26 protein-coding genes are annotated in these 25,309 nt (G+C 69.2%); 13 read left to right on the forward strand and 13 right to left on the reverse strand.

The annotated features are described in order from the left end of the window. Positions 1-4: 4 nt before the first annotated feature. On the reverse strand, positions 5-961 hold the full coding sequence (locus QSK18_RS20825; protein ID WP_232814819.1) for a phosphotransferase family protein: 957 nt from the start codon (positions 959-961) through the stop codon (positions 5-7). Between the two features lie 359 nt (positions 962-1,320). Between QSK18_RS20825 and metH the strand changes: the two genes are divergently transcribed. Further along, on the forward strand, positions 1,321-4,956 hold the full coding sequence (gene metH, locus QSK18_RS20830) for a methionine synthase (RefSeq protein WP_232814818.1): 3,636 nt from the start codon (positions 1,321-1,323) through the stop codon (positions 4,954-4,956). Between the two features lie 64 nt (positions 4,957-5,020). On the opposite strand, the gene QSK18_RS20835 is transcribed toward metH, so the two are convergent. Continuing rightward, entirely contained in the window at positions 5,021-5,437 is a 417-nt protein-coding gene (locus QSK18_RS20835; protein ID WP_285622100.1) for a hypothetical protein, read from the reverse strand. A gap of 126 nt (positions 5,438-5,563) precedes the next feature. Here QSK18_RS20835 and QSK18_RS20840 point away from each other — a divergent pair, with 126 nt between their 5' ends. From QSK18_RS20840 to QSK18_RS20850, 3 genes are all read left to right on the forward strand, one after another. After that, a complete protein-coding gene (locus QSK18_RS20840; protein WP_269811237.1) occupies positions 5,564-5,689 on the forward strand; it encodes a hypothetical protein in 126 nt (41 codons plus the stop codon). 17 nt (positions 5,690-5,706) lie between these two features. Further along, positions 5,707-5,970, forward strand: coding sequence for a transcriptional regulator (locus QSK18_RS20845; protein ID WP_232814816.1), 264 nt, complete (start codon positions 5,707-5,709; stop codon positions 5,968-5,970). A gap of 119 nt (positions 5,971-6,089) precedes the next feature. Continuing rightward, positions 6,090-6,338 (forward strand): hypothetical protein, encoded by a 249-nt coding sequence (locus QSK18_RS20850; protein ID WP_285622107.1) that lies wholly within the window; start codon positions 6,090-6,092, stop codon positions 6,336-6,338. Positions 6,339-6,345: 7 nt separating this feature from the next. On the opposite strand, the gene QSK18_RS20855 is transcribed toward QSK18_RS20850, so the two are convergent. The 4 genes from QSK18_RS20855 to uvrA all read right to left on the reverse strand — a co-directional run bounded on the left by QSK18_RS20855 (position 6,346) and on the right by uvrA (position 11,493). Further along, positions 6,346-7,128 carry a class I SAM-dependent methyltransferase gene (locus QSK18_RS20855; RefSeq protein ID WP_232814814.1) on the reverse strand — a complete coding sequence of 261 codons (783 nt, stop codon included), beginning with the start codon at positions 7,126-7,128 and terminating at the stop codon, positions 6,346-6,348. A 70-nt stretch (positions 7,129-7,198) separates the two neighbouring features. Beyond that, the gene (locus QSK18_RS20860; protein WP_285622111.1) at positions 7,199-7,546 is read right to left on the reverse strand and encodes a hypothetical protein; all 348 of its coding nucleotides are present in this window, start codon (positions 7,544-7,546) and stop codon (positions 7,199-7,201) included. A gap of 90 nt (positions 7,547-7,636) precedes the next feature. Beyond that, positions 7,637-8,059: a DUF805 domain-containing protein gene (locus QSK18_RS20865; protein ID WP_232814812.1), complete on the reverse strand. Its 423-nt coding sequence runs from the start codon at positions 8,057-8,059 to the stop codon at positions 7,637-7,639. 308 nt (positions 8,060-8,367) lie between these two features. Beyond that, entirely contained in the window at positions 8,368-11,493 is a 3,126-nt protein-coding gene (gene uvrA / locus QSK18_RS20870) for an excinuclease ABC subunit UvrA (protein ID WP_285622115.1), read from the reverse strand. Positions 11,494-11,765: 272 nt separating this feature from the next. On the opposite strand from uvrA, the gene QSK18_RS20875 reads away from it, so the two are divergent. Then, positions 11,766-12,428, forward strand: coding sequence for an MBL fold metallo-hydrolase (locus QSK18_RS20875; protein WP_232814810.1), 663 nt, complete (start codon positions 11,766-11,768; stop codon positions 12,426-12,428). 141 nt (positions 12,429-12,569) lie between these two features. Continuing rightward, positions 12,570-12,965 carry a PLD nuclease N-terminal domain-containing protein gene (locus tag QSK18_RS20880; protein WP_232814809.1) on the forward strand — a complete coding sequence of 132 codons (396 nt, stop codon included), beginning with the start codon at positions 12,570-12,572 and terminating at the stop codon, positions 12,963-12,965. 6 nt (positions 12,966-12,971) lie between these two features. Here the strand turns inward: QSK18_RS20880 and QSK18_RS20885 are convergent, their stop codons facing one another. Both QSK18_RS20885 and QSK18_RS20890 read right to left on the reverse strand, forming a co-directional pair. After that, positions 12,972-13,643: a hypothetical protein gene (locus tag QSK18_RS20885; protein ID WP_232814808.1), complete on the reverse strand. Its 672-nt coding sequence runs from the start codon at positions 13,641-13,643 to the stop codon at positions 12,972-12,974. Positions 13,644-13,692: 49 nt separating this feature from the next. Continuing rightward, positions 13,693-14,337 carry a class I SAM-dependent methyltransferase gene (locus QSK18_RS20890; RefSeq protein ID WP_285622127.1) on the reverse strand — a complete coding sequence of 215 codons (645 nt, stop codon included), beginning with the start codon at positions 14,335-14,337 and terminating at the stop codon, positions 13,693-13,695. A 59-nt stretch (positions 14,338-14,396) separates the two neighbouring features. Between QSK18_RS20890 and QSK18_RS20895 the strand changes: the two genes are divergently transcribed. Then, positions 14,397-15,116, forward strand: coding sequence for a TetR/AcrR family transcriptional regulator (locus QSK18_RS20895; RefSeq protein WP_232814806.1), 720 nt, complete (start codon positions 14,397-14,399; stop codon positions 15,114-15,116). Between the two features lie 166 nt (positions 15,117-15,282). Beyond that, positions 15,283-16,143: an aldo/keto reductase gene (locus QSK18_RS20900; RefSeq protein WP_232814805.1), complete on the forward strand. Its 861-nt coding sequence runs from the start codon at positions 15,283-15,285 to the stop codon at positions 16,141-16,143. Positions 16,144-16,214: 71 nt separating this feature from the next. On the opposite strand, the gene QSK18_RS20905 is transcribed toward QSK18_RS20900, so the two are convergent. Beyond that, complete coding sequence (locus QSK18_RS20905) at positions 16,215-16,829, reverse strand: cysteine hydrolase family protein (protein WP_232814804.1); 615 nt, start codon at positions 16,827-16,829, stop codon at positions 16,215-16,217. A 142-nt stretch (positions 16,830-16,971) separates the two neighbouring features. Between QSK18_RS20905 and QSK18_RS20910 the strand changes: the two genes are divergently transcribed. The 3 genes from QSK18_RS20910 to QSK18_RS20920 all read left to right on the forward strand — a co-directional run bounded on the left by QSK18_RS20910 (position 16,972) and on the right by QSK18_RS20920 (position 18,838). After that, complete coding sequence (locus QSK18_RS20910) at positions 16,972-17,523, forward strand: hypothetical protein (protein WP_285622131.1); 552 nt, start codon at positions 16,972-16,974, stop codon at positions 17,521-17,523. Positions 17,524-17,624: 101 nt separating this feature from the next. Next, positions 17,625-18,131: a SigE family RNA polymerase sigma factor gene (locus QSK18_RS20915; RefSeq protein ID WP_352396607.1), complete on the forward strand. Its 507-nt coding sequence runs from the start codon at positions 17,625-17,627 to the stop codon at positions 18,129-18,131. After that, complete coding sequence (locus QSK18_RS20920) at positions 18,128-18,838, forward strand: hypothetical protein (protein WP_285622137.1); 711 nt, start codon at positions 18,128-18,130, stop codon at positions 18,836-18,838. The genes QSK18_RS20915 and QSK18_RS20920 overlap by 4 nt, the downstream gene beginning before the upstream one ends. Here the strand turns inward: QSK18_RS20920 and QSK18_RS20925 are convergent, their stop codons facing one another. The 3 genes from QSK18_RS20925 to QSK18_RS20935 all read right to left on the reverse strand — a co-directional run bounded on the left by QSK18_RS20925 (position 18,839) and on the right by QSK18_RS20935 (position 22,076). Further along, positions 18,839-19,462: a hypothetical protein gene (locus tag QSK18_RS20925; RefSeq protein WP_232814800.1), complete on the reverse strand. Its 624-nt coding sequence runs from the start codon at positions 19,460-19,462 to the stop codon at positions 18,839-18,841. A 182-nt stretch (positions 19,463-19,644) separates the two neighbouring features. Continuing rightward, positions 19,645-20,256 (reverse strand): hypothetical protein, encoded by a 612-nt coding sequence (locus tag QSK18_RS20930; protein ID WP_285622140.1) that lies wholly within the window; start codon positions 20,254-20,256, stop codon positions 19,645-19,647. Between the two features lie 47 nt (positions 20,257-20,303). Continuing rightward, on the reverse strand, positions 20,304-22,076 hold the full coding sequence (locus QSK18_RS20935; protein WP_232814798.1) for a DUF4012 domain-containing protein: 1,773 nt from the start codon (positions 22,074-22,076) through the stop codon (positions 20,304-20,306). Positions 22,077-22,436: 360 nt separating this feature from the next. On the opposite strand from QSK18_RS20935, the gene QSK18_RS20940 reads away from it, so the two are divergent. Continuing rightward, the gene (locus QSK18_RS20940; protein WP_285622143.1) at positions 22,437-23,609 is read left to right on the forward strand and encodes an NAD(P)/FAD-dependent oxidoreductase; all 1,173 of its coding nucleotides are present in this window, start codon (positions 22,437-22,439) and stop codon (positions 23,607-23,609) included. 26 nt (positions 23,610-23,635) lie between these two features. Then, complete coding sequence (locus tag QSK18_RS20945) at positions 23,636-24,685, forward strand: homocysteine S-methyltransferase family protein (protein ID WP_285622146.1); 1,050 nt, start codon at positions 23,636-23,638, stop codon at positions 24,683-24,685. 73 nt (positions 24,686-24,758) lie between these two features. On the opposite strand, the gene QSK18_RS20950 is transcribed toward QSK18_RS20945, so the two are convergent. Beyond that, positions 24,759-25,301 carry a barstar family protein gene (locus QSK18_RS20950; protein ID WP_285622149.1) on the reverse strand — a complete coding sequence of 181 codons (543 nt, stop codon included), beginning with the start codon at positions 25,299-25,301 and terminating at the stop codon, positions 24,759-24,761. Between the last annotated feature and the right edge of the window lie 8 nt (positions 25,302-25,309).

A 25,309-nucleotide genomic window follows, 5' to 3' on the forward strand; every position in this document is an offset into this window, starting at 1 on the left:
CGACTTATCGGTCAAAACATCGATCAAACCCATCCTGGCCCCGCCCGTCCACCCTTTCCCGCAACCAACCCAGCGCCGCGTGTCCCTGGGCCCGCTGGAACGCGCGCAACGTGGGCAGGTTCTGCGGCGCGGGCAGTGAGGCCTGGTGCAGGAAGAATCCGGTGACGGCGGCCAGCACGGCATTCACGTCGTCGGGCGCGGCCGCGCGAGCCGGGCCGAACTGCGCCCAGGCCGATCCGGGCGCAACCCCACCGAAGGCTGCGGCGCTGGGCAGGAAGAGCAGGAAGTCGCACCAGGCGGCCCCCACCGCCGCGTGCGGCCAGTCCACCACGACCACCTCACCGTCGGCGGTGATCAGCAGGTTGTCGTCGCGCAGATCAGCATGCAGAAGAGTGGAGCCGCGCGCCGCGGCCGGGGCCCGGGCCTCCAGCGCGATCAGGGACTCCAGGTGCTCGCGGGCCCAGGGGTCCGGCACGAGATGTTCGCAGTCCCGGAACTCCCGCCATCCGCTGAGCTTCCGGGCTATCACGTCGGCGAACGCACGGGTGGCCGCCGGCGGGGCCGGGGTCAGGTCCTCGGCCATCCGTTCCAGTGCCGCCATCACCCGCGCCAGCTCCTCGGCCTGCCAGGGCAGCCGCGGCGGCCGGCCCTCCACGTCCTCGATGACCAGCGCCACCCAGTCACCGTCGTCATAGAAGTTCAACAGCCGAGGGGCCTGCACAGACGTGGGCAGGTAGTCCAGCACCTGTGCCTCACGCCGGTGGAAGTGAGGCGCGTCGGGATTCCGCGAGGTGCCGACCACCTTCACGAACACCCGGCGCCCGTCGGCCAACTGCAGCCGCGAGGCCACCCCGGGCGAGAAACCACCCGGCTGCGACTGTTCTCCGACCACCGGCGTACCGAACCAGGCCGCGACCTCGTCCCGGACGTGGGCCGGCAGGTCTCCCCACAAGATGCGCACACCCCAGTGTGCTCGGCGCCACACCCTTCCGGCCCCGAAACCCGCCCATACGGGTGCCGAACCACCCACGGTCCGGCGTCACCCCAGCCCAGCGCCGGATCCAGCGGCCGGAAGAGTGGACCGGCAGGCTCACCGACGTCCTTACTTCAGGTGCGGAACTGGCCCCCCGCGCGCCGGTGACTCCCCCGCAACTCGGCTTCTGCGTCGCTACCACGTAAACTTTTGACCGGCCAGGGGCGAGAGGCGCTGCAACGGGCACTGCGTGAGCAGTTCCCGCCACGCTCACCTGCGGCTTCGAGCACGACAAGGGCGCCCCTCTCAGAACGTGTCGTCATCCGTGTCGGAGTGGGGTTGCAAGAATGAGTCAGGATCGTACGAGCGCGCTGCGCGAGCTTCTGGACAGCCGGATCGCGGTGCTGGACGGCGCCTGGGGCACGATGTTCCAGAACGCGAAGCTGTCCCCGGACGACTACCAGGACCCGCGCCTGGCGAACCATCCGAAAGACGTGACCGGCGACCCGGACCTGCTCAACATCACCAAGCCCGAGGTCGTCCTCGACATCCACCGGCAGTACCTGGCCGCCGGGGCCGACATCACCACCACCAACACCTTCACCGCCACGAGCATCGGGCAGGCCGACTACGGCCTGGAGTCGATGGTGCGCGAGATGAACCTGGAAGCCGCCCGGATCGCCCGCCAGGCCGCCGACGAGGCCTTCGAGCAGACCGGTGTGAAGCGCTACGTGGCCGGTTCGGTCGGCCCGCTGAACGTCACGCTGTCGCTCTCGCCGAAGGTGGAGGACCCGGCCTTCCGGGCCGTCACGTTCGAGCAGGTCTACGCCTCCTACGCCGAGCAGATCGAGGCGCTGCGCGACGGTGGCGTCGACCTGCTGCTGATCGAGACCATCTTCGACACGCTGAACGCCAAGGCCGCCTCGGCCGCGGCCCAGGACGTCGCCCCCGACCTGCCGGTCTGGTTCTCGATCACGATCGTCGACGCCAGCGGCCGCACCCTCTCCGGGCAGACGGTGGAGGCCTTCTGGCGTTCCATCGAGCACGCGAACCCGCTCGTCGTGGGCGTGAACTGCGCGCTGGGGGCCGCCGAGATGCGTCCCTACGTGGCCGATCTCGCCCGGCTGGCCGGCACCTACACCGCCAGCCACCCGAACGCCGGCCTGCCCAACTCGTTCGGCGAGTACGAGCAGGAGCCGGGCGAGACCAGCCACCTGGTCGGCGGTTTCGCCGCCGACGGCCTGGTCAACGTGGTCGGCGGCTGCTGCGGCACCACCCCCGCGCACATCGCGGCGATCGCCCAGAGGGTGAAGGACCTGCCGCCGCGGCCGCGGCCCAGCATCGAGCCGCAGACCCGGTTCAGCGGCCTGGAGCCGATGAACATCACCGAGACCACCGGTTTCGTGATGATCGGCGAGCGCACCAACGTCACCGGCTCGGCCAAGTTCCGCCGGCTGATCGAGGCCGACGACTACCAGACCGCCGTCGAGGTGGCCCTGGACCAGGTCCGCGGCGGCGCCAACGTGCTCGACGTGAACATGGACGCCGACCTGCTCGACAGCGAGCAGGCCATGGTGACCTTCCTGAACCTGATCGCCACCGAGCCCGAGGTGGCCCGGATCCCGGTGATGGTCGACAGCTCCAAGTGGAGCGTGCTCGAGGCCGGGCTGAAGTGCCTGCAGGGCAAGGGGATCGTCAACTCGATCAGCCTGAAGGAGGGCGAGGAGGTCTTCCTCGAGCACGCCCGCCGGATCCGCCGTTACGGCGCGGGCGTGGTGGTGATGGCCTTCGACGAGACCGGTCAGGCCGACACCGCCGACCGCCGGGTGGAGATCTGCGGACGGGCCTACGACCTGCTGGTCAACGAGGTCGGATTCCCCGCCGAGGACATCATTTTCGACCCGAACGTGCTGGCCGTGGCCACCGGCATGAGCGAGCACAACGACTACGCGCGGGCGTTCATCGAGTCGCTGCCCCGGATCAAGGAGCGCTGCCCGGGCGTCCGGCTGTCCGGCGGTATCTCCAACCTGTCGTTCGCCTTCCGTGGCAACAACGTGGTGCGCGAGGCGATGAACTCGGCCTTCCTGTTCCACGCGGTGCGCGCCGGACTGGACATGGGCATCGTGAACGCCGGTCAGCTCGCGGTCTACGAGGACATCCCGAAGGACCTGCTCGAGCTGATCGAGGACGTGCTGTTCAACCGCCGGGAGGACGCCACCGACCGGCTGGTGACGTTCGCGGGCACGGTGAGCGGTGCGGGCACCAAGCGTGTGGTCGACCTCTCGTGGCGCGAGGCGCCGGTGAACGAGCGGCTGAGTTACGCGCTGGTGCACGGCAACGTGGACTACATCGAGGCCGACACCGAGGAGGCCCGTCAGCAGGCCGCCCGTCCCCTCGAGGTGATCGAGGGCCCGTTGATGGACGGGATGAAGGTGGTCGGCGACCTGTTCGGCGCCGGCAAGATGTTCCTGCCCCAGGTGGTCAAGAGCGCCCGGGTGATGAAGCGCGCGGTGGCCTACCTCGAGCCGTACATGGAGGCCGAGAAGGCCGAGGCGCTGCGGCTGGGCAACGTGCCCTCGGGGCGGGCCAACGCCGGCAAGGTCGTGCTCGCCACGGTCAAGGGCGACGTGCACGACATCGGCAAGAACATCGTCGGAGTGGTGCTGGGCTGCAACAACTACGAGGTGATCGACCTCGGGGTGATGGTGCCGGCCGCGAAGATCCTGCAGACCGTGGTCGACGAGGAGGCCGACATGGTGGGCCTTTCCGGCCTGATCACGCCCTCGCTCGACGAGATGGTCAACGTCGCCGAGGAGATGCAGCGGCGCGGCATGAACACCCCGCTGCTGATCGGTGGGGCCACCACCTCCCGTCAGCACACGGCCGTGCGCATCGCCACCGCCTACGAGGGCGCCACCGTGCACGTGCTCGACGCCTCCCGGGTGGTCGGCGTGGCCTCCGCCCTGCTCAGCCCCGAGCAGCACGACGGGTTCGTCGCCGACACCCGCACCGAGCAGGAGCGCCTGCGTGAGGCGCACGCCAACCGCCGCGCCAACCCCCTGCTCTCGCTCACCCAGGCCCGGGTGAACGCCGAGAAGGTCGACTTCTCCGAGATCCCCACGCCCACGTTCACCGGGATGCGCGCGGTCACCGCCGACCTGAACGAGCTGCGGGCGATGGTCGACTGGACGTTCCTGTTCCTGGCCTGGGAGATGAAGGGCAAGTACCCGGCGATCCTGGAGAACCCGGCCGCGCGCGACCTCTGGGACGACTCGCAGACCCTGCTCGACGAGATCATCGAGGCCGGGCACTTCACCGCGCAGGGGGCCTACGGCTTCTGGCCGGCCCACTCCGAGGGCGACGACATCGTCCTGGAGAACGGCGTCAAGTTCCCGATGCTGCGCCAGCAGACGGTCAAGCCCGAAGGGCGCCCTAACCGCTGCCTGTCCGACTACGTGGCCCCCGCCGGAATGGGCGACCACGTGGGCGGTTTCGCGGTCGCGATCCAGGGCGCGGAAAAGCTGGCCGCCTCCTACGAGGCGCAGAACGACGACTACCGCGCCATCATGGTCAAGGCCCTGGCCGACCGCCTGGCCGAGGCGTTCGCCGAGCACCTGCACCTGCAGGCGCGCCGCGAGTGGTTCGAGCCCGACGCCCAGCCGGTGCTGGAAGACCTGCACGCCGAGCGCTTCCGGGGCATCCGGCCGGCGCTGGGTTACCCGGCCTCTCCCGACCACGCGCTCAAGACGGAGCTTTTCGACCTCTTGAAGGCCCCCCAGGTGGGCATCACGCTGACCGAGAACTACGCGATGTCCCCCGCCGCCGCGGTGAGCGGCCTGATCTTCGCCCACCCGTCCTCCCGGTACTTCACGGTGGGCCGGATCGGTTCGGACCAGGTCGCCGACTACGCCCAGCGCCGCGGGGTCTCGCGGGCCGAGGTGGAGAAGATCCTCCGTCCCAACCTCGCCTACGATCCCCACTAGGAGCACCAACTGAAGACGCGTGTGGGCCTGGCCCACACGCGTCTTCAGTTCCGTACGGCTCGGGTCAGTCGGGCAGACGGTCGAACGTGCAGTGCTCGCCGGCCACGACCAGCCGGGTGCCTTCCGTCAGCAGCGTGAGCACCTGATTCGGACGGTCCTTGCCGTCGTTGTCCAGCTCGGCGCCTTCGGTGTCGGTCTGTTGCCAGAAGCAGTTGGCGATCACCTCGCGGTCGAGGCCCCCGGAGTAGCGGCCCAGCTCGATGTCGCGGCCCACGACGTAGCTGCCCGCGCCGAACGAGGTGGCCGCAGTGGCCGCGGGCGTGGGCTCCTGGAACACCAGCGACGGACGCACGGTTCTCGTGGGCAGGTCGTCGGCGTTCGCCGCGGAACCACCCCGCGTTGCCACGACACCGGCCACCAGCAGGCCGGCCACCACCGCTACCCCGAGCAGGCCCAGTACGTATCGACTTCGTTGGGCCACTGTGCTTGTTCCTCCTGCCGAGGGCGCCTGACCTGTGAAGATGTCATGGCCGCGCCGGGCGGACATCGTGACCGATGCCGTCGGGGGCCGTCAACCACCGGGTGCGAGCCTTCACCCCAACGGCGGATGGCATCCTTCGCCCCCTCTCTGGATCGGCCTACGGCCGGCCCCCACCAAGAGGTGGCCACCGTGGTCCTGGGGCGCCGCTACGACAGTGCGCTGCGCGAGAACCTGCGGGCCACGGTGTCATGACCGGGCGGTTCAACGAAATGATCCACGCGCCGCACCGGCTGCGCATCTGCGCCTTTCTCCAGGCCACCACCAGCGCCGAGTTCGCGGTGCTGCGCGACCTGCTCGGGGTGGCCGACTCGGTGCTGAGCAAACACCTGAAAGCACTGCAGGAGGCCGGATATCTGACGATGTCCAAGCCGACCGGGCGCGGGCGGGTGAAGACCTGGGTGCAGCTGACACCGGAGGGCCGGCAGGCCTACGAGGAGCACGTGGCGGCGCTCCGGAGTCTGATCGAGCCCTGACCACACGCGTCCTCAGGTTCGGTGGTTCGTCACCACCTAGCCTTCCGGTATGTCGCAGTACGACCGCACATCGCTTCTGGATGCCTACCTGGCCGCCGGCACCCCACCGAACGAGTGGAGTGGGACGAGGTCGACTCGTACGAGAACTGGCGCCAGGCGCCCGGGTCGGCGAGCGCAATGCCCGGGTGCGCACGCTGGAAGACGCTCGGTCCGGGGCCGGGGCTGCGGTGGACGCCGAACTGCAGCGCATCGAACAGGCCACCCGCGAGGCTCGGCAGGCGCACCTACGTCTTCTCGACACCCTGTTGCAGGCCATACTGGGTGATCGGGCCGATCTCGTGTTCTCCGACGGGGATCTGAGCTGCTGAGCCTGCTTTACGGCGCGGTGGCGTAGACGACGATGCGCTGCAGGCTGTCGAACTGTTCCAGCGACCGCCGGGCCTCTTGCTGGATCGAGGCCAGGGCCAGGTCGCGGCCGTCGTTCGGGGTGGCCACCACCTCTTCGTACAGCGCCCACTCGATCGCCCGCCAGCGGGCGCGGCGGGCCAGGGTGATCTCCTTGAACCCCAGGCGTTCGAGGTCGCGACGTAGGTGAAGGGCCTTGATCCGGGGCGGGGTACGCGGGTCGGGCCGGGTGGGTTGCCAGGTGGTGAGGGCCAGGCGGCCGCCGCTGACCAGCACTCGCCGGAACTCCTCGAGCGCGGCGGCGGGCGGCTCGGCGAACTGCACCGAGTCGGTGCACAGCAGAGCGTTCACCCCGTGCGAGGGCAGACTCGTGGCGGTGAGCGTGCCCACCGCGAAGCCGGCCCGGTGTTCTTCGAGGTGGCGGTGCGCGGTGGTCTCGGCGTGCTTCAGCGCCACGGCCGAGAAGTCGACTCCGAAAAGGCGCGCTCCGCAACGTCTTGCCAGCTCGATGCCGTAGCCACCACGTCCGCAGGCGATGTCCGCGAGCGCGTCGCCGGGCTGCAGCCGCAGCTCACGGGCGATCTCGTCGAGGCCTTCCCAGGGCAGGGCCCCGGTGGAACCGGCGTAGGTCCCGGGGACGCCGAGGTGCCGCGCCATGATCTCGTCCTTGACCGGCGAGATGTCCATGTCCGCGTACCAGCGGTCGAAGTAGGCGCTGTCAGGAACCCGGCCATTGGGTTGTTCTGCGGACATCACGACATCGTGGCCTACCGAAGGGGCAGAAGATAGTCGATCTGCCCCTTCGGGACGGCCGGTCAACAGGTCACTGGGTCCACTGCTCCGTCCAGACCTTGCGGAACGTCCAGCCCACCTTGGTGGACGGAAGCTGGTCGCCGGAGTGGAAGGTGACCTCGACGACGGCGGTGGGCTCCTTGCAGACCTTGTAGGAGCGCACCTCCTGGGTGTAACCGTGGCTCTCTTCGCCCAGGCTCTCGCGGGTTCCCTTGGTACCGAAGATCTTTGCCACCTTGGCCTTGGACATGCCCACGTCCACCTTGCCGAACTCCTTCAGGGTGACGCACGGCTTGTTCTTGGGCGCGGCCTCGGCGGCGGTGGCGCCACCCAGGGCGAGGGTGGCGGCGAGGCCGGTGGCGATCAGGATGCGACGCATGACGTTGGATTCCTCTCCAGAGGGCCGGGATTTCCTGGCTCGGTCCTCAGACGCCCGCCGAGGACGATCGGTTGTCCTGCGCGCACTGCACTATTGGGCGAAACCGGGGTGCCCGTAACCGTGCTCCAGGCCCTTGGGGTTCGGGCCCCACTTGTTCTGGCCGGCTTCGCTGTCGAGCACCGCGAAGACCAGGAGCACGAGCGAGCCGAGCGGTACCAGGGCGATGAGCATCCACCAGCCGCTGCGCCCGACGTCGTGCAGACGGCGGACCTGCGCCGCCAGGAGCGGGATGAGCGTTCCGAGGTAGACCACGGCGTAGATGATCCCGGCGACCACGGCCACGGCGGGCAGGTCCTCGGCGACGGCCAGGCCGAGGGCCAGGATGATCGTGGCCACGAAGTTGACCAGGACCGCGGCCAGGAAGAACCACCAGTACTCCGAGCGCCGGGCGCGGCCCGAGAAGGTGGCGTACTTCTGCTTGAGAACCGTGTTGACGGCCTCTGAAAAGGACACGCGGAAACTCCTGACGACGTAAGGAAAAGAGGGCACGGCGAAGTCGGCCCGGCTCCGGTGATGACTCACCGGAACTGGTCAGGAGAAGTATGTTGCCAGCCAAAGCCGCAATTCGCGCTTTGTGGTCACAACCAGACAACGGCGCTCGGGCAGGACCCGGGCCGGCTGGGAACGTGTCGCGTTACCGACAGCCAGGGCTTCCTGGGTGTGCCGTCCCCTCGGCATCCGACGATCCGGTGCCCGGCAACGAAAAAGACCGTGCGGATCAGCTGCGGGCGAGCGATCCACACGGTCTTTTCTCGTTCGGGTCAGCTGCGGCGGGTGCCCACCTTGCCGGTGCCCTCCAGGTCGATCCGCTTGGCCGCCGTGCGGGCCGAGGGGGTCGCCTTCTTGGCCGGGGCCTTCTTCGCCGGGGCCTTCTTGGCGGCCGGCGTGGTCTTGGCCGCGCCGGTGCTCCTGGTCCCCGTCTTCGCGGTGGCCGTCGCCGTGGCCGGAAGAGCCTTGGCGGTGGCCGCTTTCCGGGTGCCGGTGGCGGCCGCGACCGAGCGCGACTTCTTGATCGCCGCCACCCGGCCCTCGACCGCGTTCGGGTTCTCGATCTCGAGCATGTCGGCCAGGAAGCGACCGGTGTGGCTCTCCGGGACAGCCGCCACGTCTTCCGGGGTGCCCTCGGCGACCAGGGTGCCGCCGCCGCTGCCGCCCTCGGGACCGAGGTCGACGATCCAGTCGGAGCTCTTGATCACGTCGAGGTTGTGCTCGATGACGATGACCGAGTTGCCCTTGTCCACCAGCCCCTGCAGCACCAGGAGCAGCTTGCGGATGTCCTCGAAGTGCAGACCGGTGGTCGGCTCGTCGAGCACGTAGACGCTGCGGCCGGTGGAACGCTTCTGCAGTTCGCTGGCCAGCTTCACCCGCTGCGCCTCACCACCGGAGAGGGTGGGGGCGGACTGACCGAGCCGGACGTAGCCCAGGCCGACGTCGACCAGGGTACGCAGGTGCCGGGCGATCGCCGGGACCGCCTCGAAGAAGTCGGCCGCCTCCTCGATCGGCATGTCCAGCACGTCGGCCACGGTCTTGCCCTTGAAGTGCACCTCCAGGGTCTCCCGGTTGTACCGGGCCCCGTGGCAGACCTCGCACGGCACGTAGACGTCGGGCAGGAAGTTCATCTCGATCTTGATCGTGCCGTCACCGGAGCACGCCTCGCAGCGCCCGCCCTTGACGTTGAACGAGAACCGGCCCGGCTGGTAGCCGCGGACCTTGGCCTCCTGGGTCTGCGCGAACAGCTTGCGCACGTGGTCCCACACGCCGGTGTAGGTGGCCGGGTTGGAGCGCGGGGTGCGGCCGATCGGGCTCTGGTCGACGTGGACCACCTTGTCCAGGTGCTCCAGGCCCTTCACCGTCTTGTGCCGGCCCGGCACCTGGCGGGCGCCGTTCAGCTTGTTCGCCAGCACGGTGTAGAGGATGTCGTTGACCAGCGTGGACTTGCCCGAGCCGCTGACCCCGGTGACCGAGACCAGGCACCCCAGGGGGAACGAGACGTCCAGGCCCTTGAGGTTGTGCTCGCGGGCGCCGATCACGGTGAGCTGACGCTTGGGGTCGCGCGGGCGGCGGATCTGCGGGATCTCGATCGCCTTGCGGCCGGACAGGTACATGCCGGTGAGCGACTCGGGGTGCTCGTACAGCTCCTTGACGGTGCCGGAGTGCACGACGTGACCACCGTGCTCGCCGGCGCCCGGGCCGATGTCGACCGCCCAGTCGGCCGCGCGGATCGTGTCCTCGTCGTGCTCGACCACGATCAGCGTGTTGCCCAGGTTGCGCAGCCGGGTGAGAGTGTCGATCAGGCGCCGGTTGTCGCGCTGGTGCAGGCCGATGCTGGGCTCGTCGAGCACGTAGAGCACGCCGACCAGACCGGAACCGATCTGCGTGGCCAGCCGGATGCGCTGGGCCTCGCCGCCGGACAGGGTGCCGGCCGCGCGGTCGAGCGAGAGGTAGGTCAGGCCGACGTCGAGCAGGAAGCCGATGCGGGCGTGGATCTCCTTCAGCACCTGGTCGGCGATCTGCTTCTCACGCTTGTTCAGCTGCAGGCCGCCCAGGAACTCGGCGGCCTCGGTGAGCGGCAGCGAGCAGACCTCGGCGATCGACTTGCCGCCCACGGTGACGGCCAGCACCTCGGGCTTGAGCCGGGTGCCCTTGCAGACCGGGCACGGGATCTCCCGCATGAAGCCCTCGTACCGCTCCCGGCTCCACTCCGACTCGGTCTCGGAGTGACGGCGCTGGATGAACGGGATCACCCCCTCGAAACCGGTGGTGTACGAGCGTTCCCGGCCGAAGCGGTTCTTGAACTTGACGTGGACCTCGTAGTCCTGACCCTGCAGCAGGGCCGTCTTCGCCCGCTCGGGCAGCGCCCGCCAGGGCGTGTTCACGGTGAAGCCGAGGTCCTTGCCGAGCGCCTTCATCAGCCGCAGGAAGTACTCGGCCGAGCCCTGGGTCCAGGGCACGATCGCGCCCTCGGCCAGCGTCAGGTCCTCGTCGGGCACCAGCAGCTCGGGGTCGACCTCGAGCTTGACCCCGATACCGGTGCACTCGGGGCAGGCACCGAACGGGTTGTTGAACGAGAACACCCGCGGCTCGATGTCGTCGATCGCGATCGGGTGCTCGTTGGGGCAGGCCATCTTCTCGCTGAAGCGACGCTCGCGGGCCGGGGAGTCTTCCGGCTCGTCGACCATCTCGGCCACCACGATGCCGTTGGCCAGCTGCAGGGCGGTCTCGACCGAGTCGGTGAGGCGCTGCTTGGAGGAGGCCTTGGCGGAGAGCCGGTCGACCACCACCTCGATGGTGTGCTTGTAGCGCTTGTCCAGGGTGGGCGAGTCGGCCAGGGACACCACCGCCCCGTCGACCCGGGCCCGGGAGAAGCCCTTGGTCTGCAGGTCGGCGAAGAGGTCGACGAACTCACCCTTGCGCGCCCGCACGACCGGGGCCAGCACCTGGAACCGGGTGCCCTCGGGCAGCTCGAGCAGCCGGTCGACGATCTGCTGCGGGGTCTGCTTGGTGATCGCCTCGCCGCAGACCGGGCAGTGCGCCCGGCCCGCCCGGGCCCAGAGCAGCCGGAGGTAGTCGTACACCTCGGTGATCGTGCCCACGGTGGAGCGCGGATTACGCGACGTGGACTTCTGGTCGATCGAGACGGCCGGTGACAGCCCCTCGATGAAGTCGACGTCGGGTTTGTCCATCTGGCCGAGGAACTGGCGGGCGTAGGCGGACAGCGACTCGACGTACCGGCGCTGCCCCTCGGCGAAGATGGTGTCGAACGCCAGAGAGGACTTGCCCGACCCGGACAGACCGGTGAAAACCACCAGCGCGTCACGAGGAAGGTCGAGCGAGACGTCCTTGAGGTTGTGCTCGCGGGCTCCGCGAACGATAAGTCGGTCACTCACGCAGGCCATGCTAGGTGCCCCCACCGACAGTCTTCGATTCGAACGGTCTCCAGGCACCGGCCGATCCGGACAAGAAGAACATCAGCCCCTCCGGGGCACCACGTCCACTCAGGTCACGCACGCACCTGCGGCCCCTCCGGCTGCACCGGAAACCCTGAGTCGATGCCCGTTCTTCCAGACTTTCGCTGCGGCCGGGCCCACGACGTGCGCGGTGCTGCGTCCTTGCCGCCGCCCTGCCCGCCGTCCCCGGAGGGGGATGGCAGGGTATGCCCATGGTCTACAGCGGAGAAGTCACCCAGGGCGGGCCGGCTGACGTGCGTGAGCTGCCCGACGCGGTGATCCGGAAGGCGAGCGTCTCGCCGCAGGACAACAACGCGTACCTGATCACCTGCCGGGCCACCGGCGAGCAGTTGCTGATCGACGCGGCGGACGACGCCGAGAGAGTTCACGCCCTGATCCGTGAGGGGGGCGGGCCGCTGCGCGGCATCGTCACCACGCACCAGCACTGGGACCACCACCGGGCCCTGGCCGAGGTCGCGGCCGGCACCAAGGCTCCCACCCTGGCCGGCGAGGACGACGCCGATGCACTCCCGGTGCCCCCGGACGCCCGCCTGCGGCACGGCGACCAGGTGGCGGTGGGTGAGCTCACGCTCGCGGTGGTGCACCTGCGCGGCCACACGCCCGGCTCGGTCACCCTGGTGCTGACCAGCTCCGACGGCAGTGTGCACGCGTTCACCGGCGACAGCTTGTTCCCGGGCGGAATCGGCAACACCTTCGACGACGAGGAGAACTTCGAGAGCCTCATCGCCGACGTGGAGCAGCGGCTCTTCGCGGTCTACCCGGACGAGACCTGGGTGTATCCGGGCCACGGCAAGGACACCACGCTCGGCGCCGAGCGCCCGAGCCTGCCCGAGTGGCGCGAGCGCGGCTGGTGACCGGAGCGGGGGTGCCTCGGCCGGGGCACCCCCGCCGCACCTCGCGGCCGTAGCCGGGAGCACAGCGAACCCCTAGGATCCGTGCTCGGAAACCGCCTTCCCCCAGCTCGCATCTCGAGCTCGATGCGAGGAGTACCCGACGTGATCCGGTTCCTGCCCGTGCTGATCCAGCTCGGCCTGCTGATCTACTGCCTGATCGACTGCATCCAGACCGACTCGGCCCTGGTGCGCAACCTGCCCAAGCTCGGCTGGATCCTGCTGATCCTGTTCTTCCCCTTCGTCGGCGGCATCGCCTGGCTGGTGGCCGGCCGCCCGAAGCAGTCGCCCGGCCGTCCGGCGTCCGGGCGACCGGGGCCGGCCAGTGGTTTTCCCGAGGCCGAGCGCCCGCAGCGGTCCCGGCCCGACACCTCGGACATCGACGACCGGCTGCGGCAGGACCAGGAACGCATCGACCGGGAATACGACGAGGCGCTCAGGAAGTGGGAAGAGAACAAGCGCAGGCGCGACTCCGGTAACCCCGAGGCCGACCCGTCCTGAGGCCGCTCAGGAACAGTGCAGCTGCAGTTCCATCCGTTCCCGGGCCGAGGCCAGCACCACGCCTTCCAGCTGATCCAGCCGGCCCACCTCACCGTCCCAGGCCAGGCGGTAGGCCCCCGCCGCAAAAGGCTGAGCCCCGTTGTCGGTGGCGAACGTAGCGATCTCACGCGCCAGCCCCCAGGACCCGCCGGCCTGGTAGATCGAGCCCCCGCCGGCGCGCAGAAAAGTGCTCTCCCCCGCGACGATCAGGCATCCCCTTGGAGCAGCCGGCGTGAGCTCGGTGGTGTTCGAGGCGTAGAGCAGGTGCGCCCCCTGAACCAGGACGCTGAGCAGCAGTGCACAGATGACCAGCAGCTTGCGCACGGGCGCCGGAACCGTCTTGTCCAGCTTCGACAGAACCGGCTTGCCCGACGTGACTACGCGGCGGGCACCCGGCCAACGCCGACGGCCGACGCCGAGCGCCCCCAGCGCCAGTCCCCCGAACGCCAGGGCCTGCACCGGCACCCGCCCCGGCAGCACCGTTCCACCCAGCACGACCAGCAACCCGCCGAGCACGTCCGCGAGCCAGAAGAAGAAGGACGCGATGGCGCAGGCGGCCGCGGCCAGCCACCATCCGGTGCCCGGGGCAGGCGCGAGATGGTGGCTGCGCGCCAGCCGTGTGGGCGTTTCGTCCCGCATGCCCGGATCGTGACACGGCTACGCGCTTTTTGCGACGCCCCGGCAGCGCTCACCGAATGAACGTGAACAACCTCCGCGACGCATCCAGCGGCACCGTCTCGCCGTCGTGGCGCACCACGCCCAGGGCCGGCAGTTCCCCGTCCGCGTCGTCGAGCTTTTCGTAGGCGACCTCGCTCAGGCCGGCCTCGGCGTACCAGGCGCGGACCTTCTCGTTCAGGTCGAGGATGTCCGCGTCCCGCCCACGCGACCAGATCAGCGTGCCTCCGGGGCGGCAGAAGGCCGGGGCCGCGCGGATCGCGCGCTCCAGATCCTCGTCGCTGATGTTGCCGAAGATCCCGACCATCAACACCAGATCGGCCGGGATCAGCCCTTCGCAGACCGCCGGGTCGCCGGCGTCGGCCTCGAGCACCTCCAGTCGCAGGTCGCCCGCGGCAATGGCGGTCCGCGCCCGCCCGGCCAGCTGCGGATGCAGTTCGACCAGCGTGCCGGACACCCGGTCCCGGTCCGGCCGGGTCGACAGAACCCCGATCAGGTCTCTTCCGTCACCGGCGCAGAGGCTCAGCACCTTCACTGGGCGCCCGGCCGCCGCGTCCAGTACCTGTTCGACGTGGTGCCGCACCCGCGACAACCGCCAGGACAGTGGCGAGCCCGAATCGCGGTACGCCTCGTCGTGCCAGGACAAATAGTCACACATGTCCTGATCTTCACACGGCCGGGATGAGGAACGCTACGCATAAGCCGTATCATCGATCCATGACTGTCTCGGAACGGACTCGCGCAGATGACGACGCCACCCTGCGCGCCGCGCTCGTCGAGGCCGCCGAGCGCCTGCTCACCGAATCCGCAGACAACGACATCGCCACCCGGGCGGTCTGCGAGGCCGTCGGGGTCACCCAGCCCCGGCTGTACCGGCTGTTCGGCGACAAGCGCGGTCTGCTCGACGCAGTGGCCGACGCCGGGTTCGAACGGTACGCGCAGCAGAAGGCCCAGCTGGAGAAGACCACCGATCCGGTGGCCGACCTCTACGCCGGCTGGGACGACCACCACGCCTTCGCCGAGGCCAATCCCGCGCTCTACCAGCTGATGTTCGCCCCCCGGGCGCGTTCGCACAGCAAGGCCCGGCGTCGCATCCTCGGACTGCTCGAGGCCGCCCTGCTGCGCTGCTCAGCCGTCGGCGCACTCCGGATGGAAGTGAATCAGGCCGCGCAGCTCATCCTTTCGGCCAACGTCGGAGTCGCGCTGAACCGCATCGCCCAGCCTGACCTGTTCGACGAGAGCCTCTCCCATCGCGCTCGTGATGCCGCGTTCGCAGCCGTGCTTACGGAACCCCTTTCACGGAGCAACGCCGATCCGGTGGCCGACGCAGCACGGCAGCTGCGCTCGCAGCTCGCTCTTACCGGCAGCGGCATTCTGGAGCCGGTGGAAGAAGCGATGCTCCAGCACTGGCTGACCCGGATCAGCGAAGAGCAGTAGAACCAAACTGCTCAATTGTGGACGTTTGTGGGCCTCGATCGCTGCTCACAAACGTCCATCGGCGGTTGCCTTGGAAAACTTTGTTGCCCGAAAGGGAAGCAGCGAACCGGCCCCGGAGTTGGCCACTGACGACCCACCTGGCCTGATTCGACGGAGGCAAAGATCCATGGCAGTAGCCGACAGCGGGACCATCGAGCTCGGCGGCCGGAAGGTCGCCCGCCTGGGATTCGGGGCGATGCGGATCACCGGTGAGGGCATCTGGGGCCCGCCGAAGGACCACGACGCCGCGATCCAGGTGCTGCGCCGGGCGGTCGAGCTCGGGGTGACGTTCATCGACACGGCCGACAGCTACGGTCCCTACATCTCCGAGGACCTGATCAAGGAAGCCCTGCACGACGGCACCGGCTACGGCGACGTCGTCATCGCCACCAAGGGCGGCCTCACCCGCAGCGGCCCCGACGTCTGGCCCCCGCTGGGCCGTCCGGAATACCTGCGTCAGTGCATCATGATGTCGCTGCGCCGGCTGGGTCTGGAGCAGATCCCGCTGTGGCAGCTGCACCGGATCGACGCCAAGACCCCCCGCGAAGAGACGTTCGCCGAGGTCAAGAAGTTCGTCGACGAGGGCCTGGCCCTGCAGGTCGGGCTCTCCGAGGTCAGCGTCGAGGAGATCAAGGCCGCGCAGGCCGCCGGCCTCCCCGTCGCCTCGGTGCAGAACCGCTACAACATGGGCGACCGCCGGGCCGAAGACGTGCTGGACTACTGCGAGCAGCAGGGCATCGCGTTCATTCCGTGGGCGCCGGTCAACGCCGGCAGCCTGGCCCGCCCGGGCGGCCCTCTGGAGAAGGTCGCGAGCAACCACCCCGGCGCCACTACGTCGCAGCTCGCGCTCGCCTGGCTGCTGCGCCGCTCCCCCGTCATGGTTCCGATCCCCGGCACCGGCTCGGTGAAGCACCTCGAGGAAAACCTCGGCGGCGCTGACGTGAAGCTGACCGACGAGGAGTTCAAGACGCTGGCCGACGCCGTCTGACCTACCCAGCAAACCCCAATGGGGGACGTTTGTGGGCCCCGTGCCCACAAACGTCCCCCATTTGGTTTTGGTCACCTCATGGCGGACAGGAGCTCATTGGCGGTGGCCGGGACCGAGAACATGGGGAAGTCGAAACGTAGTGCGTTGTCGTGCTCCTCGGCGGAGGTGGCGGCCATACAGTCGGACAGGGTGATCACCCGGTAGCCGTTCTCGTAGCCGCTGCGCATGGTCGACTCGACACAGCAGTTGGTCAGGAACCCGCCCAGGACGATCGTGCGGATGCCCTTGCTGCGCAGGATGAAGTCGAGGTTGGTGCTGGCGAACGTGTCCAGGCCGCGCTTGCCCTCGATCACGATGTCACCGCTCTGCGGCGCCAGTTCGTCGGTGATCGCCGCACCCCACGAGCCCTTGACGAACGCCTTGCCGTCGACGACTCCCTTGAGGATGCCGTACGGGTGCGAGCTGATCTCGTTGTACCCCTCGGCGAACGTGATGGGCGCATGCATCACGGTTACCCCCGCCGTGCGCGCGGCCTGCACCACCGCGCTGGTCTTGCTCAGCATCCCGGTGCTCTCCATCACCGGGGCCACTGCGCCGTGCAGCACCCCGCCCTCGGTGGTGAAGTCGTTCTGGTACTCGATCAGCACGAGCGCGGTGGTCGCCGGGTCGATCTGCTCGATCGTCATGTCATTCCCTTCGGCAGCGTCTTCGGGCCTTGGAAAATCTTTCTGACTCAGGACAACCATAGGACGTGGGTAGGCGTGTTGAGGGGGACGACAGGGAAGTGCCGTGCGGGGAAAAGGACCGGAAGCACAGGGGATGACCAGGATGGTTGGCAGGGGATTCGCGGCGACGTTGGTTGTCGCCGGCGTGGTGACGGGGGCGCTGGCGGGGTGCGGAGGGGATTCCTCGGCCGATGCCCCTGAGCCGACGGGCGCCGTAAGCAGCTCGCCGGCGGCGCTGGTGTTGTCGGACACCGGGATCGGGGAGCTGAAACTGGGGATGAGTGTGGCCGAGGCGAAGGAGACCGGCCTCATCGGGAAACGGGTCTCCCCCACGGGCGAACTGTGCGACCAGTACTCCGGCAACGACGGGGTCGAGTACGCCTACTTCAGCGACGACGAGCTCATTGTCATCTACACCGATCCGAAGATCAGGCTGGACAGCGGAATCGGGGTGGGCGACACCTACGAGGACCTGAAGGGCGCCTACGGCGATCAGGTCCTTCCCGATGCCGGATTCGCCCGAGCATACGTGGAGGCCCCGCAGGCCCCCTTCCCCACCAGCTATCGCCTTGAACTCAGCGACGAGTACGCCGAGCGCGACTCCGTGATCATGAGTATCGGCCTCGAGGCGGTGAACCCGGGATGCTACGAGTAGCGCTCGCCGGGGTAGGGCTCGTGCACAGCGAGCCCGCACCCCGCAGGCAGCACCACCGGGCGCAGTTGGCCGCCGTTCCCGAGCCTGGGCAGGACGAGGTGCTGGGCGGAGTCGTTCCCGGTTCCGGGTTCGTGGAGTTCGCTGACTACGTCACCGCCCGGCTGCCCGATCTGCTCCGTCTGGGCCACGCGCTCACCGGGAACCCGCACGACGCCAGTGATCTCGTGCAGGACGTGCTGGAGAAGGTGGGTCTGCGCTGGAACTCGCTGCAGCGGCGGGGCACGAACATGGACGCCTATGTGCGCCGTTCGATGGTGAACGCCCGCACCAGTCGCTGGAGACGGCGGCGCCGCGAGACGCTGGTGGCCATCCCGCCCGAGCGCGGTGTGGCCCAGCCCGATCGCTTCGACGACGAGCCGCTGTGGCAGGCCCTGGCCGAACTTCCCGCCAAACAGCGGGCAGTGCTCGTGCTGCGTTACTACGAAGGGCTGAACGAGTCCGAAATAGCTGAAGCGCTGGGCATTTCTGCGGGAACGGTGAAGAGTCACACGTCCCGCGCGATGGCCGCACTGCGCAACAACCTGAAATCCGAGGGAGGTGTTCGATGAGTCGCGACGACCTGGAAGACCGGCTGGAAGCCCTGTTGCACGATCGTGGTCTCGATCTGCCGCCCCGCCCCGGGGCCACCGACATCGTCGAGGGGCAGGTTCGGCGGGCCCGGCGGCGTCGTCGGGCTGTGCAGACTGCGTTGCCGGCGGCCCTCACCGTGGTTGCTGTTGCCGCCGGATTCGCTCTGGCCGGCAAGGATTCTGACGAGGCCCCGACCCAGCCCGCCTACGACATCCTGAGCGGCCAAGGCCTGGGTGACCTGCGGATCGGCATGGACATCGCCGACGCCCAGGAGGCCGGCCTGGTGCGCGACGTGATCGAGGAGGGCAAGGGCAACTCAGGTAGCTGCAATCGGTACGAGGGGGTTGGCTCGGTCGACTATGTGGTCACCGAGGGCGGCGTGGTCGTCCAGATCGAGGTGGGCGCGCTGGCCGAGACTCCCGAGGCCATCAACATCGGAGACACCTACGGCGACATCGTGAGGGCCTATCCCCGGGTGGGTCCGCTCGACGACCGGCAAGCTCCGGCAGAGATCCGGTTCGAGGCCCCCGGTGGCGACGGCAACCTCTACCGCCTCGTCCTCGAGACCTCCGGCATGAATGTCGATGCGAGCGAACGACAGCCTTCCTCATCGACCAAGATCACGGACTTGGCGCTGCTGGCCGGCAGTCAGGTCGGCGAGGACTACTGCTGGTTCTCCAGCTGATCAGCCGGGCACCCCGTCCCACACGGTGACCTGCACGGCCAGCTCGTCGTCCTTGTCCGCCCCCTCGCCCACCCGCAGCCAGGCGATCCGGCCCTCGGACGTGTTCAGGCAGAACTGGTCTCCGGGGAAGACGTCGAGCGAGGGGTAGCCCTCGCGGTCGGCGGCCACCTGGGCGGCGCAGCGTTCGGCGGCGCCGGCGGGCAGGCCCTGGTCGATGTACAGGCGGCCCTCGGTCTTGGACAGGCCGTTGCGCTGGGACCAGAAGACGTCCTGGGCGGAGCCGGTCTTCTCGCTCTTGAGCTGGTCGAGGTCCAGGCCGAGTCCGGCGCCGATCGTCACCGGACCGTCGAAAAGGACCACCGGGCGGTCGATCGCGGCCGGGTTCTCGCCGTCCTCTCCTGGTTGGGGCGATCCCTCGACTCGCCAGGGCAGGGGGCCGCCGGTGTTCTTCGGGGCGGCCTGGTCGGAGGCGGAGCTGTTGCCGATGAAGGCGCTGGCACCCCAGGCCACGGCGCCCAGCACCACCACGGTGCCGACGGCCAGGAGGACCTTGGTGGTGCGGGCGGGCCGGTGGTCAGGGTCGTCGGAGGGCGTGTCGGTCTCGCTGGGCCGTGCGGACGTCACTGGTGGGATCCCCTGTTGGTGAAGCGTTTCGGGCATGACGAATCAGCCCGGCCGACCGCCCCGGGGGTGAGGTCGGGACGGCCGGCCGGGCTGTTGACCGGTGCCGGGCGCGGGGCCCGTCACCGGTCGTCAGGGGTGGCCAGCCGGTCCGGGAAGGACCGGCCGGCCACCGGAACCGGTTCTCAGCTCACGACGGTGGTGACCGAGCTACCGACCACACTGCCGTTGACCGAGGCGGAGACGGCGTAGGTGCCGGACACCTTGTACCGGATCCGGACCTCGGCCTCACCGCGACGGTCGACGACGTCGGTGTCGCTGTAGGTCGCTCCGCCACCGGACCGCACGGCGGTCACGGTGACCGTCGTGCCCGGCTCCAGACCGGTCAGGCTGTACTCGACCCGGTCCTTCACGGCCGCGGTGCCGGGCCCGCTGAGCTGCGCGTTCGGGATGACGAACTCGCTACGAGCCCGCTCCTTCAGGTCGCAGTCGATGGTCCGGGCCCGCACCCGGTTACGCCCCGAGGTGTTGGGGATCGGGGCGCTGAGGGTGGTCTGACCACCGGTCAGCGTGCCGAAGTAGTTTCCGTTCACCGTGATCTCGGTGGCGCAGCGCGGATCGGCGTTGCCCAGGCTCACGGTCAGGACGGTCTGGCCGTTGGCGGTGCTGGCCGAGGCCGAGACGGTCAGTGGAACACCCGACGGATAGGCGTAGGCCACACCGGCCACACCACCGCCGACCCCTACCAGGGCCGCGACGCCGACGGCGGCGGCCTTTCTGCTCAGCATTCTGGTCATGGACTCGCTGGTCTCCTCTGATGCGGGAGGCGGATCGGAGGCGATGGTCAGCCCCCGACGACGGATGAGGTCTTGCAGGCGGTCAGCGGCTCGGCGCTGCTGGTGGCCGGCTTCACCATCGGCTGGTTGAGCACGACCGGGATCTGCCCGGCGTCGTCCTCGACGACCGGGGTGGACATCACGACGTTCACCGTTCGCTGCTGACCGGCCGCGATCGGCACGCTCAGCCGCCACACCGGGTGGTTGTTGTCCAGACCGGTGACCGGCACGATGGTTTCGCCGTCGAGCTGGGTGAGCACGGCAGTGCTGCCCACCGGCCCGTAGATGTCCAGGACGATCCGGTTGCTGCCGTCCCGGGTCTGCTTGCCGGTGATCCCCCGCTGCAGGAGGTCGGTCCGGACGTTGACGTAGGACGGCAGTCCTTCCCCATCCTTGGGAGCCGTGTTGTCCAGGGTGACCGAGATCTGGCCGTTCCTGGCGCTGTTGGTGCAGGTTCCGGGGTCGTACTTGGTATCCACCTGCAGATAGGCGTCCATCTTGTTGCCACCACCGTTGTTGATCACGGTCATGGCGAACGGGCCCGGGTCGTCCGGGATGGTGCCCGAGATGCTGAGCTGCTCAAGCTGGGACTGGACGTCCTCGTCACTCGCCCAGAGCAGCAGCCGACGCTCGCGGACCGGGTCGCGCAGCGACTTGATCAACGTCGGCAGACTGAACTCGCCGCTGGAGAACTTACCGAAAACCGCCTCCACGAGTTCGGTGGTCACGGCATCCACCTCCTGCGGATCGCTCCAGCGCGCGTAGACCCCCCGGCTCAGGAACTGCACGGCGTTGGCCGAGTCCACCTGCACACCACGCACCCGCACCGGGCCGGTGGCGGCGAGCATGGCCGCCACGACGTTCTGGTCGACCCCGGCGACGAAGTCGGCCTGCTGCCGGGTACGCGCCTTCCAGCCCTCGGCCGCGAGCACGCCGGTGTGCGGGAAGTGCGGACTGGCGTTGAATCCCGCCCACTCGGTGAGATCTCGCCCGTAGTGCCGGCGCAGGCCGTCCGGGGCGACCACCGCCGGGATGGCCGGGCCCCGGTCCAGCTTGGAACGAGATTCTGCGTCGGCCAGCTTCATTCGGCCCTGATGGGTCCTCAGCTCGGCGAAGGCACCGACCAGGCCACCGGTTCCGCGGGCCTCGGCGTCCTGCTGCAGGAGCACCAGCCAGGTCTTCGGCCCGTCCGAGCCGAGCATGGTGGGCAGCTGCTGGAGCATGGGCACGGAGTCGGCGAAGGGGCCACGGGCGGAGTCGAGCGCGGAGCTCAGGGTGTTGACGCCGTCGGCCACCTCGGGGCGGAGCTTGCCGGCGTCGAGCTCTCCGACCTCGACCGCCCCCGAGGAGACGGCGGCGGACAGCTCGGGCATGGCGGCACCGATCGCCTCGAGCGCCTGAGTGTCGAGTTGCCCCTGGTTACCGGAGGTTCCCTTGGGAGTCAGCCTGGGGAGCGCGGATTCGAGAGGCTGGGCCGCGGTGGTGATGTCTGCCATCACCGAGCTGACGCGGCGGGCGGCGTGGAGGTCACGCCCGAGCACCGGGACGTAGCCGGCGATGCCCCAGACCGGGTCACCGGTGAGGCGTTCGGCCCGATGGGCGTCCTCGCGGACCTTGCCCAGGGTCTCGCCTGCTGCGGCCAGGTCGTAGGCCTCGAGCTGGGCCTGCAGCACCTTGCCGTCGGCCCGCAGCGCCTCGACCGCGGCCTGCGCCTCGCGGGCCCGGAAGGCCAGCCAGCCCCCGGCCCCGACCACGACCAGCACCCCGGCCGCAGAAGCCACGACCCACGGCCTCCGCATCCGGAACCGTGGGCCTTCACCCGTCTCGTTCGCCTCGTTCGCACGCCGCCCCACGGCGCGAGTCTGACACAGAGTGAACGTAGAGACACTCTTGGTCTAACCGGATGGGCCGAACGCCTGATGATCCGGGCCGACTCCGGGCCTCCCGGAACAGGGAAGACGGCCACCGCACCTCGTGCGGGGCCGACGCTGCCCCTATCGAACCGCTGGAACGGCGTTCACGGCCAGTCACCAGTGAAGGGGGCTCGTGTTAATTCGGTGAAGCGCTTCACCCGCACCCCTCCCCCTGCGCCCGCGCGAGCCCTAGTCTGCGGCTAAACAGGCAGGGAAAGGAAACACCTGATGACGATCGAGCCGAGCCGAACGCACGCACCGCTGGACCTGCTGGTCATCGGCGGTGGCGTGATGGGGCTGTTCACCGCCTACCAGGCGAGCCGGCGGCAGGCCCGGGTGGCAGTGATCGAGGCCGGCGAGATCGGCGACCCGATGACCGCCTCGTTCGGGCGCACCCGCTCGTACCGGCGCGACTACCTCGAGGCCGGGTACACCCGCTTCGCCGACGAGGCGGTCCGGCTGTGGACCGAGTTCGAGACCGAGACCGGCGCCGAGGTGCTGGTGCGGTGCGGCTGCATGAACATCGCGAGCCGGAAGATCACCCCCGATCTCGAGAACACCTACGCCACCCTGAGCACCACCGTGCTCAACCGTCTCGGCATCCCGGTCACCTCGTTCGACACCGAGGGCATCGCGGCCCGATTCCCCTATCTGCAGGCCGATCTCGGCGATCTGGACCCGGTCGGTGGGCTGGTCGACCTGCGCACCGTCACCGCCACGCTGCAGAAGTCCCTCGCCGAGGCGGGGGTCACGGTCCACGAACGGACGTCCACCACGGCGATCGAGACGGGCGAGGGTCTGGTCACGGTCACCACCTCGGCCGGCACCTTCACCACCCGCTCCCTGGTGATCACCGCCGGGCACGGGACCAACGACGTCCTGAAATTGTTGCCCGGTAACCAGCTCCAGGTACCGATCACCAAGGACCGGCCCAGCGAGGCGCGCTACTACACGCCGCCGGCCGAGACCCGGCACCTCTACACCTCCGACCAGATGCCGGTGATGGCCTACCTCGACACCGGGATCTACCTGCACCCGATCGTCGAGGGGGTGGTGGACGCGGTGAAGATCGGCTTCTACAACCCGCCGGACATGCCCCGCGGCACCACCAGCATCAACAGCGTCGGGGACTTCGTCGAGCAGTGCCTGCCCGGGCTGCTGGAGGCGGAGTCGACACCGGTCACCGACGTCGATGGCTGCGACTACGACCTGGTCGCCGACGACGACTTCGTGCTCGGCCCGGTGCCCGGTCAGCCCGGCGTCTACGTGGGCGTGGGCTGGCGCGGCACCGGCTACAAGTACGCCCCCTGGGTCGGCCGGGTCCTGGCCGAGCTGGCCTGCCAGGAGGGCACCGTCTACGACGTGGCCCGGTTCAACCCCGGCCGTTTCGTCACCCCCTGAACCCTTTTCACGACAAGGACAAGCGCATGACCCGACCGAGCTCCCGCACCTTCACCGAGCGGCTGGCCGACGGCGTACTGATCGGCGCCGAGGGATACGTCTTCGAGCTGGAGAGGCGCGGCTACATCAAGGCTGGCCCGTACGTGCCGGAGGTGATCCTCGACGAGCCGGAGGCGCTGCGACAGCTGCACCGCGAGTTCCTGCGTGCGGGCGCCGACGTGATGGTGGCTCTCACCTACTACGCACACCGCGAGAAGCTGAAGGCCGTGGGCCGCGACGGACAGCTCGAGGAGCTGAACCGGCAGGCCGTCCGGATCGCCAACGAGGTGGCCGCCGAAGGTGGCGCGCTGGTGGCCGGAAACATCTGTAACACCTGGTCGTACGACCCGGCCCGGCCGGCCGAGTCCGGCGCGGTGGTGCGCGAGCAGTACCGCGAGCAGCTGAACTGGGCGGTCGAGGAGGGCGTGGACTTCGTCATCGCCGAGACCAACGACTTCGTCGGCGAGGCGCTGATCGGGCTGGAGGTCTGTCAGGAACTGAACCTGCCCGCAGTGGTCACCTTCGCCAGCGTCCAGCCCGACCAGACGTACGACGGCTACGACTACATCGACGCCTGCAAGCGCCTGGCCGACGCCGGGGCCGCAGTGGTCGGGTTCAACTGCTCGCGGGGCCCGGAAACACTGCAGCCCATGCTGGAGAAGCTGCGCGCCGCAGTGGACATCCCGATCGCGGCGCAGCCGGTGCCCTACCGCACGGATGCTGCTACCCCGGCATTCGAGTCGCTGAAGTCGCCTGGTGGCGGGCGGGCGTTCCCGATCGCCCTGGAGCCGTTCGCGCACACGCGTTTCGAGATGGCCGACTGGGCCCGCAAGGCGGCCGATCTGGGCGTTGCGTACGTGGGGATCTGCTGCGGCGGAGCTCCGCACTACGTCCGGGCGATGGCTGAGGCCCTGGGGCGGGAGACCGCGGCCAGCCGCTACTCCCCCGCTCTGGATCTGCACCCCGTGCTGGGCACCTCGGCCGAGACCGCGGCCCAGGACGTGATGGGCGACTGGAGCGCGGCCGCCCCGGCCTGAACAACGCCGATGGGGGACGTCTGCCACCAGTACGGCGGCAGACGCCCCCCATCGGGGTGGTCGAGTCGCGAACTCAGGCGTGCCTTTCGGGGGCGGCAGCAGGCATGTCGGGCAGCAGGATCAGCTCGGCGTGCTTTTCCCAGCGGTCGCGTGTCTCCTGCGTGTGGTGCGGCAGGCAGGCCAGGACGACGTGGAACGGCACCGGCGGCCGGTCCCACCACTCGCCGAGTTCGACCGGGGTGCCCCACTCGACCGTGACCATGCGCAGGACGTCGAGCAGGACGTCGAACTGGGCCTCGTCGTCCTGACCCAGCACCAGCTCGGGTTCCTTGATCATCAGCACGTGCCCGGCCTGCTGCGGGATCCAGTCCAGGTCGGCCAGGCAGTCGCCCAACGCGTCCCAGTTCTCGCCGAAGTACCAGGGGAACTGCAACGCCGCCGAGAACTCGTCGAACAGGCCCTGCCGGGTGCGGCACTTGCGGCCCCGCACGGCCCGGACCGCCAGGCCGGCCTCGGACCAGCCCCGCTGGGCCAGGGCATGAGAGCGCTCGTCGCCCGGCCGCAGCAGCGGCCGGAACGTGCTCTCCGTGCGCAGGAGGATGGGCGAGGGTTTCATCCCGGCCA

Source organism: Kineosporia sp. NBRC 101677 (genome assembly GCF_030269265.1).
Classification (GTDB): Bacteria; Actinomycetota; Actinomycetes; order Actinomycetales; family Kineosporiaceae; genus Kineosporia; species Kineosporia rhizophila.

Excerpts from the sequence above, each read along its gene's own strand:
- QSK18_RS20950 (WP_285622149.1), bottom strand. The coding sequence starts at position 25,301 with ATGAAACCCTCGCCCATCCTCCTGCGCACGGAGAGCACGTTCCGGCCG.
- QSK18_RS20920 (WP_285622137.1), top strand. The coding sequence starts at position 18,128 with ATGAGTCGCGACGACCTGGAAGACCGGCTGGAAGCCCTGTTGCACGAT.
- QSK18_RS20895 (WP_232814806.1), top strand. The coding sequence starts at position 14,397 with ATGACTGTCTCGGAACGGACTCGCGCAGATGACGACGCCACCCTGCGC.
- QSK18_RS20930 (WP_285622140.1), bottom strand. The coding sequence starts at position 20,256 with ATGACCAGAATGCTGAGCAGAAAGGCCGCCGCCGTCGGCGTCGCGGCC.
- QSK18_RS20860 (WP_285622111.1), bottom strand. The coding sequence starts at position 7,546 with ATGCGTCGCATCCTGATCGCCACCGGCCTCGCCGCCACCCTCGCCCTG.
- QSK18_RS20845 (WP_232814816.1), top strand. The coding sequence starts at position 5,707 with ATGATCCACGCGCCGCACCGGCTGCGCATCTGCGCCTTTCTCCAGGCC.
- QSK18_RS20945 (WP_285622146.1), top strand. The coding sequence starts at position 23,636 with ATGACCCGACCGAGCTCCCGCACCTTCACCGAGCGGCTGGCCGACGGC.
- QSK18_RS20885 (WP_232814808.1), bottom strand. The coding sequence starts at position 13,643 with ATGCGGGACGAAACGCCCACACGGCTGGCGCGCAGCCACCATCTCGCG.
- QSK18_RS20905 (WP_232814804.1), bottom strand. The coding sequence starts at position 16,829 with ATGACGATCGAGCAGATCGACCCGGCGACCACCGCGCTCGTGCTGATC.
- QSK18_RS20875 (WP_232814810.1), top strand. The coding sequence starts at position 11,766 with ATGGTCTACAGCGGAGAAGTCACCCAGGGCGGGCCGGCTGACGTGCGT.
- QSK18_RS20840 (WP_269811237.1), top strand. The coding sequence starts at position 5,564 with ATGGCATCCTTCGCCCCCTCTCTGGATCGGCCTACGGCCGGCCCCCAC.
- metH (WP_232814818.1), top strand. The coding sequence starts at position 1,321 with ATGAGTCAGGATCGTACGAGCGCGCTGCGCGAGCTTCTGGACAGCCGG.
- QSK18_RS20940 (WP_285622143.1), top strand. The coding sequence starts at position 22,437 with ATGACGATCGAGCCGAGCCGAACGCACGCACCGCTGGACCTGCTGGTC.
- QSK18_RS20855 (WP_232814814.1), bottom strand. The coding sequence starts at position 7,128 with ATGTCCGCAGAACAACCCAATGGCCGGGTTCCTGACAGCGCCTACTTC.
- QSK18_RS20900 (WP_232814805.1), top strand. The coding sequence starts at position 15,283 with ATGGCAGTAGCCGACAGCGGGACCATCGAGCTCGGCGGCCGGAAGGTC.
- QSK18_RS20890 (WP_285622127.1), bottom strand. The coding sequence starts at position 14,337 with ATGTGTGACTATTTGTCCTGGCACGACGAGGCGTACCGCGATTCGGGC.
- QSK18_RS20910 (WP_285622131.1), top strand. The coding sequence starts at position 16,972 with ATGGTTGGCAGGGGATTCGCGGCGACGTTGGTTGTCGCCGGCGTGGTG.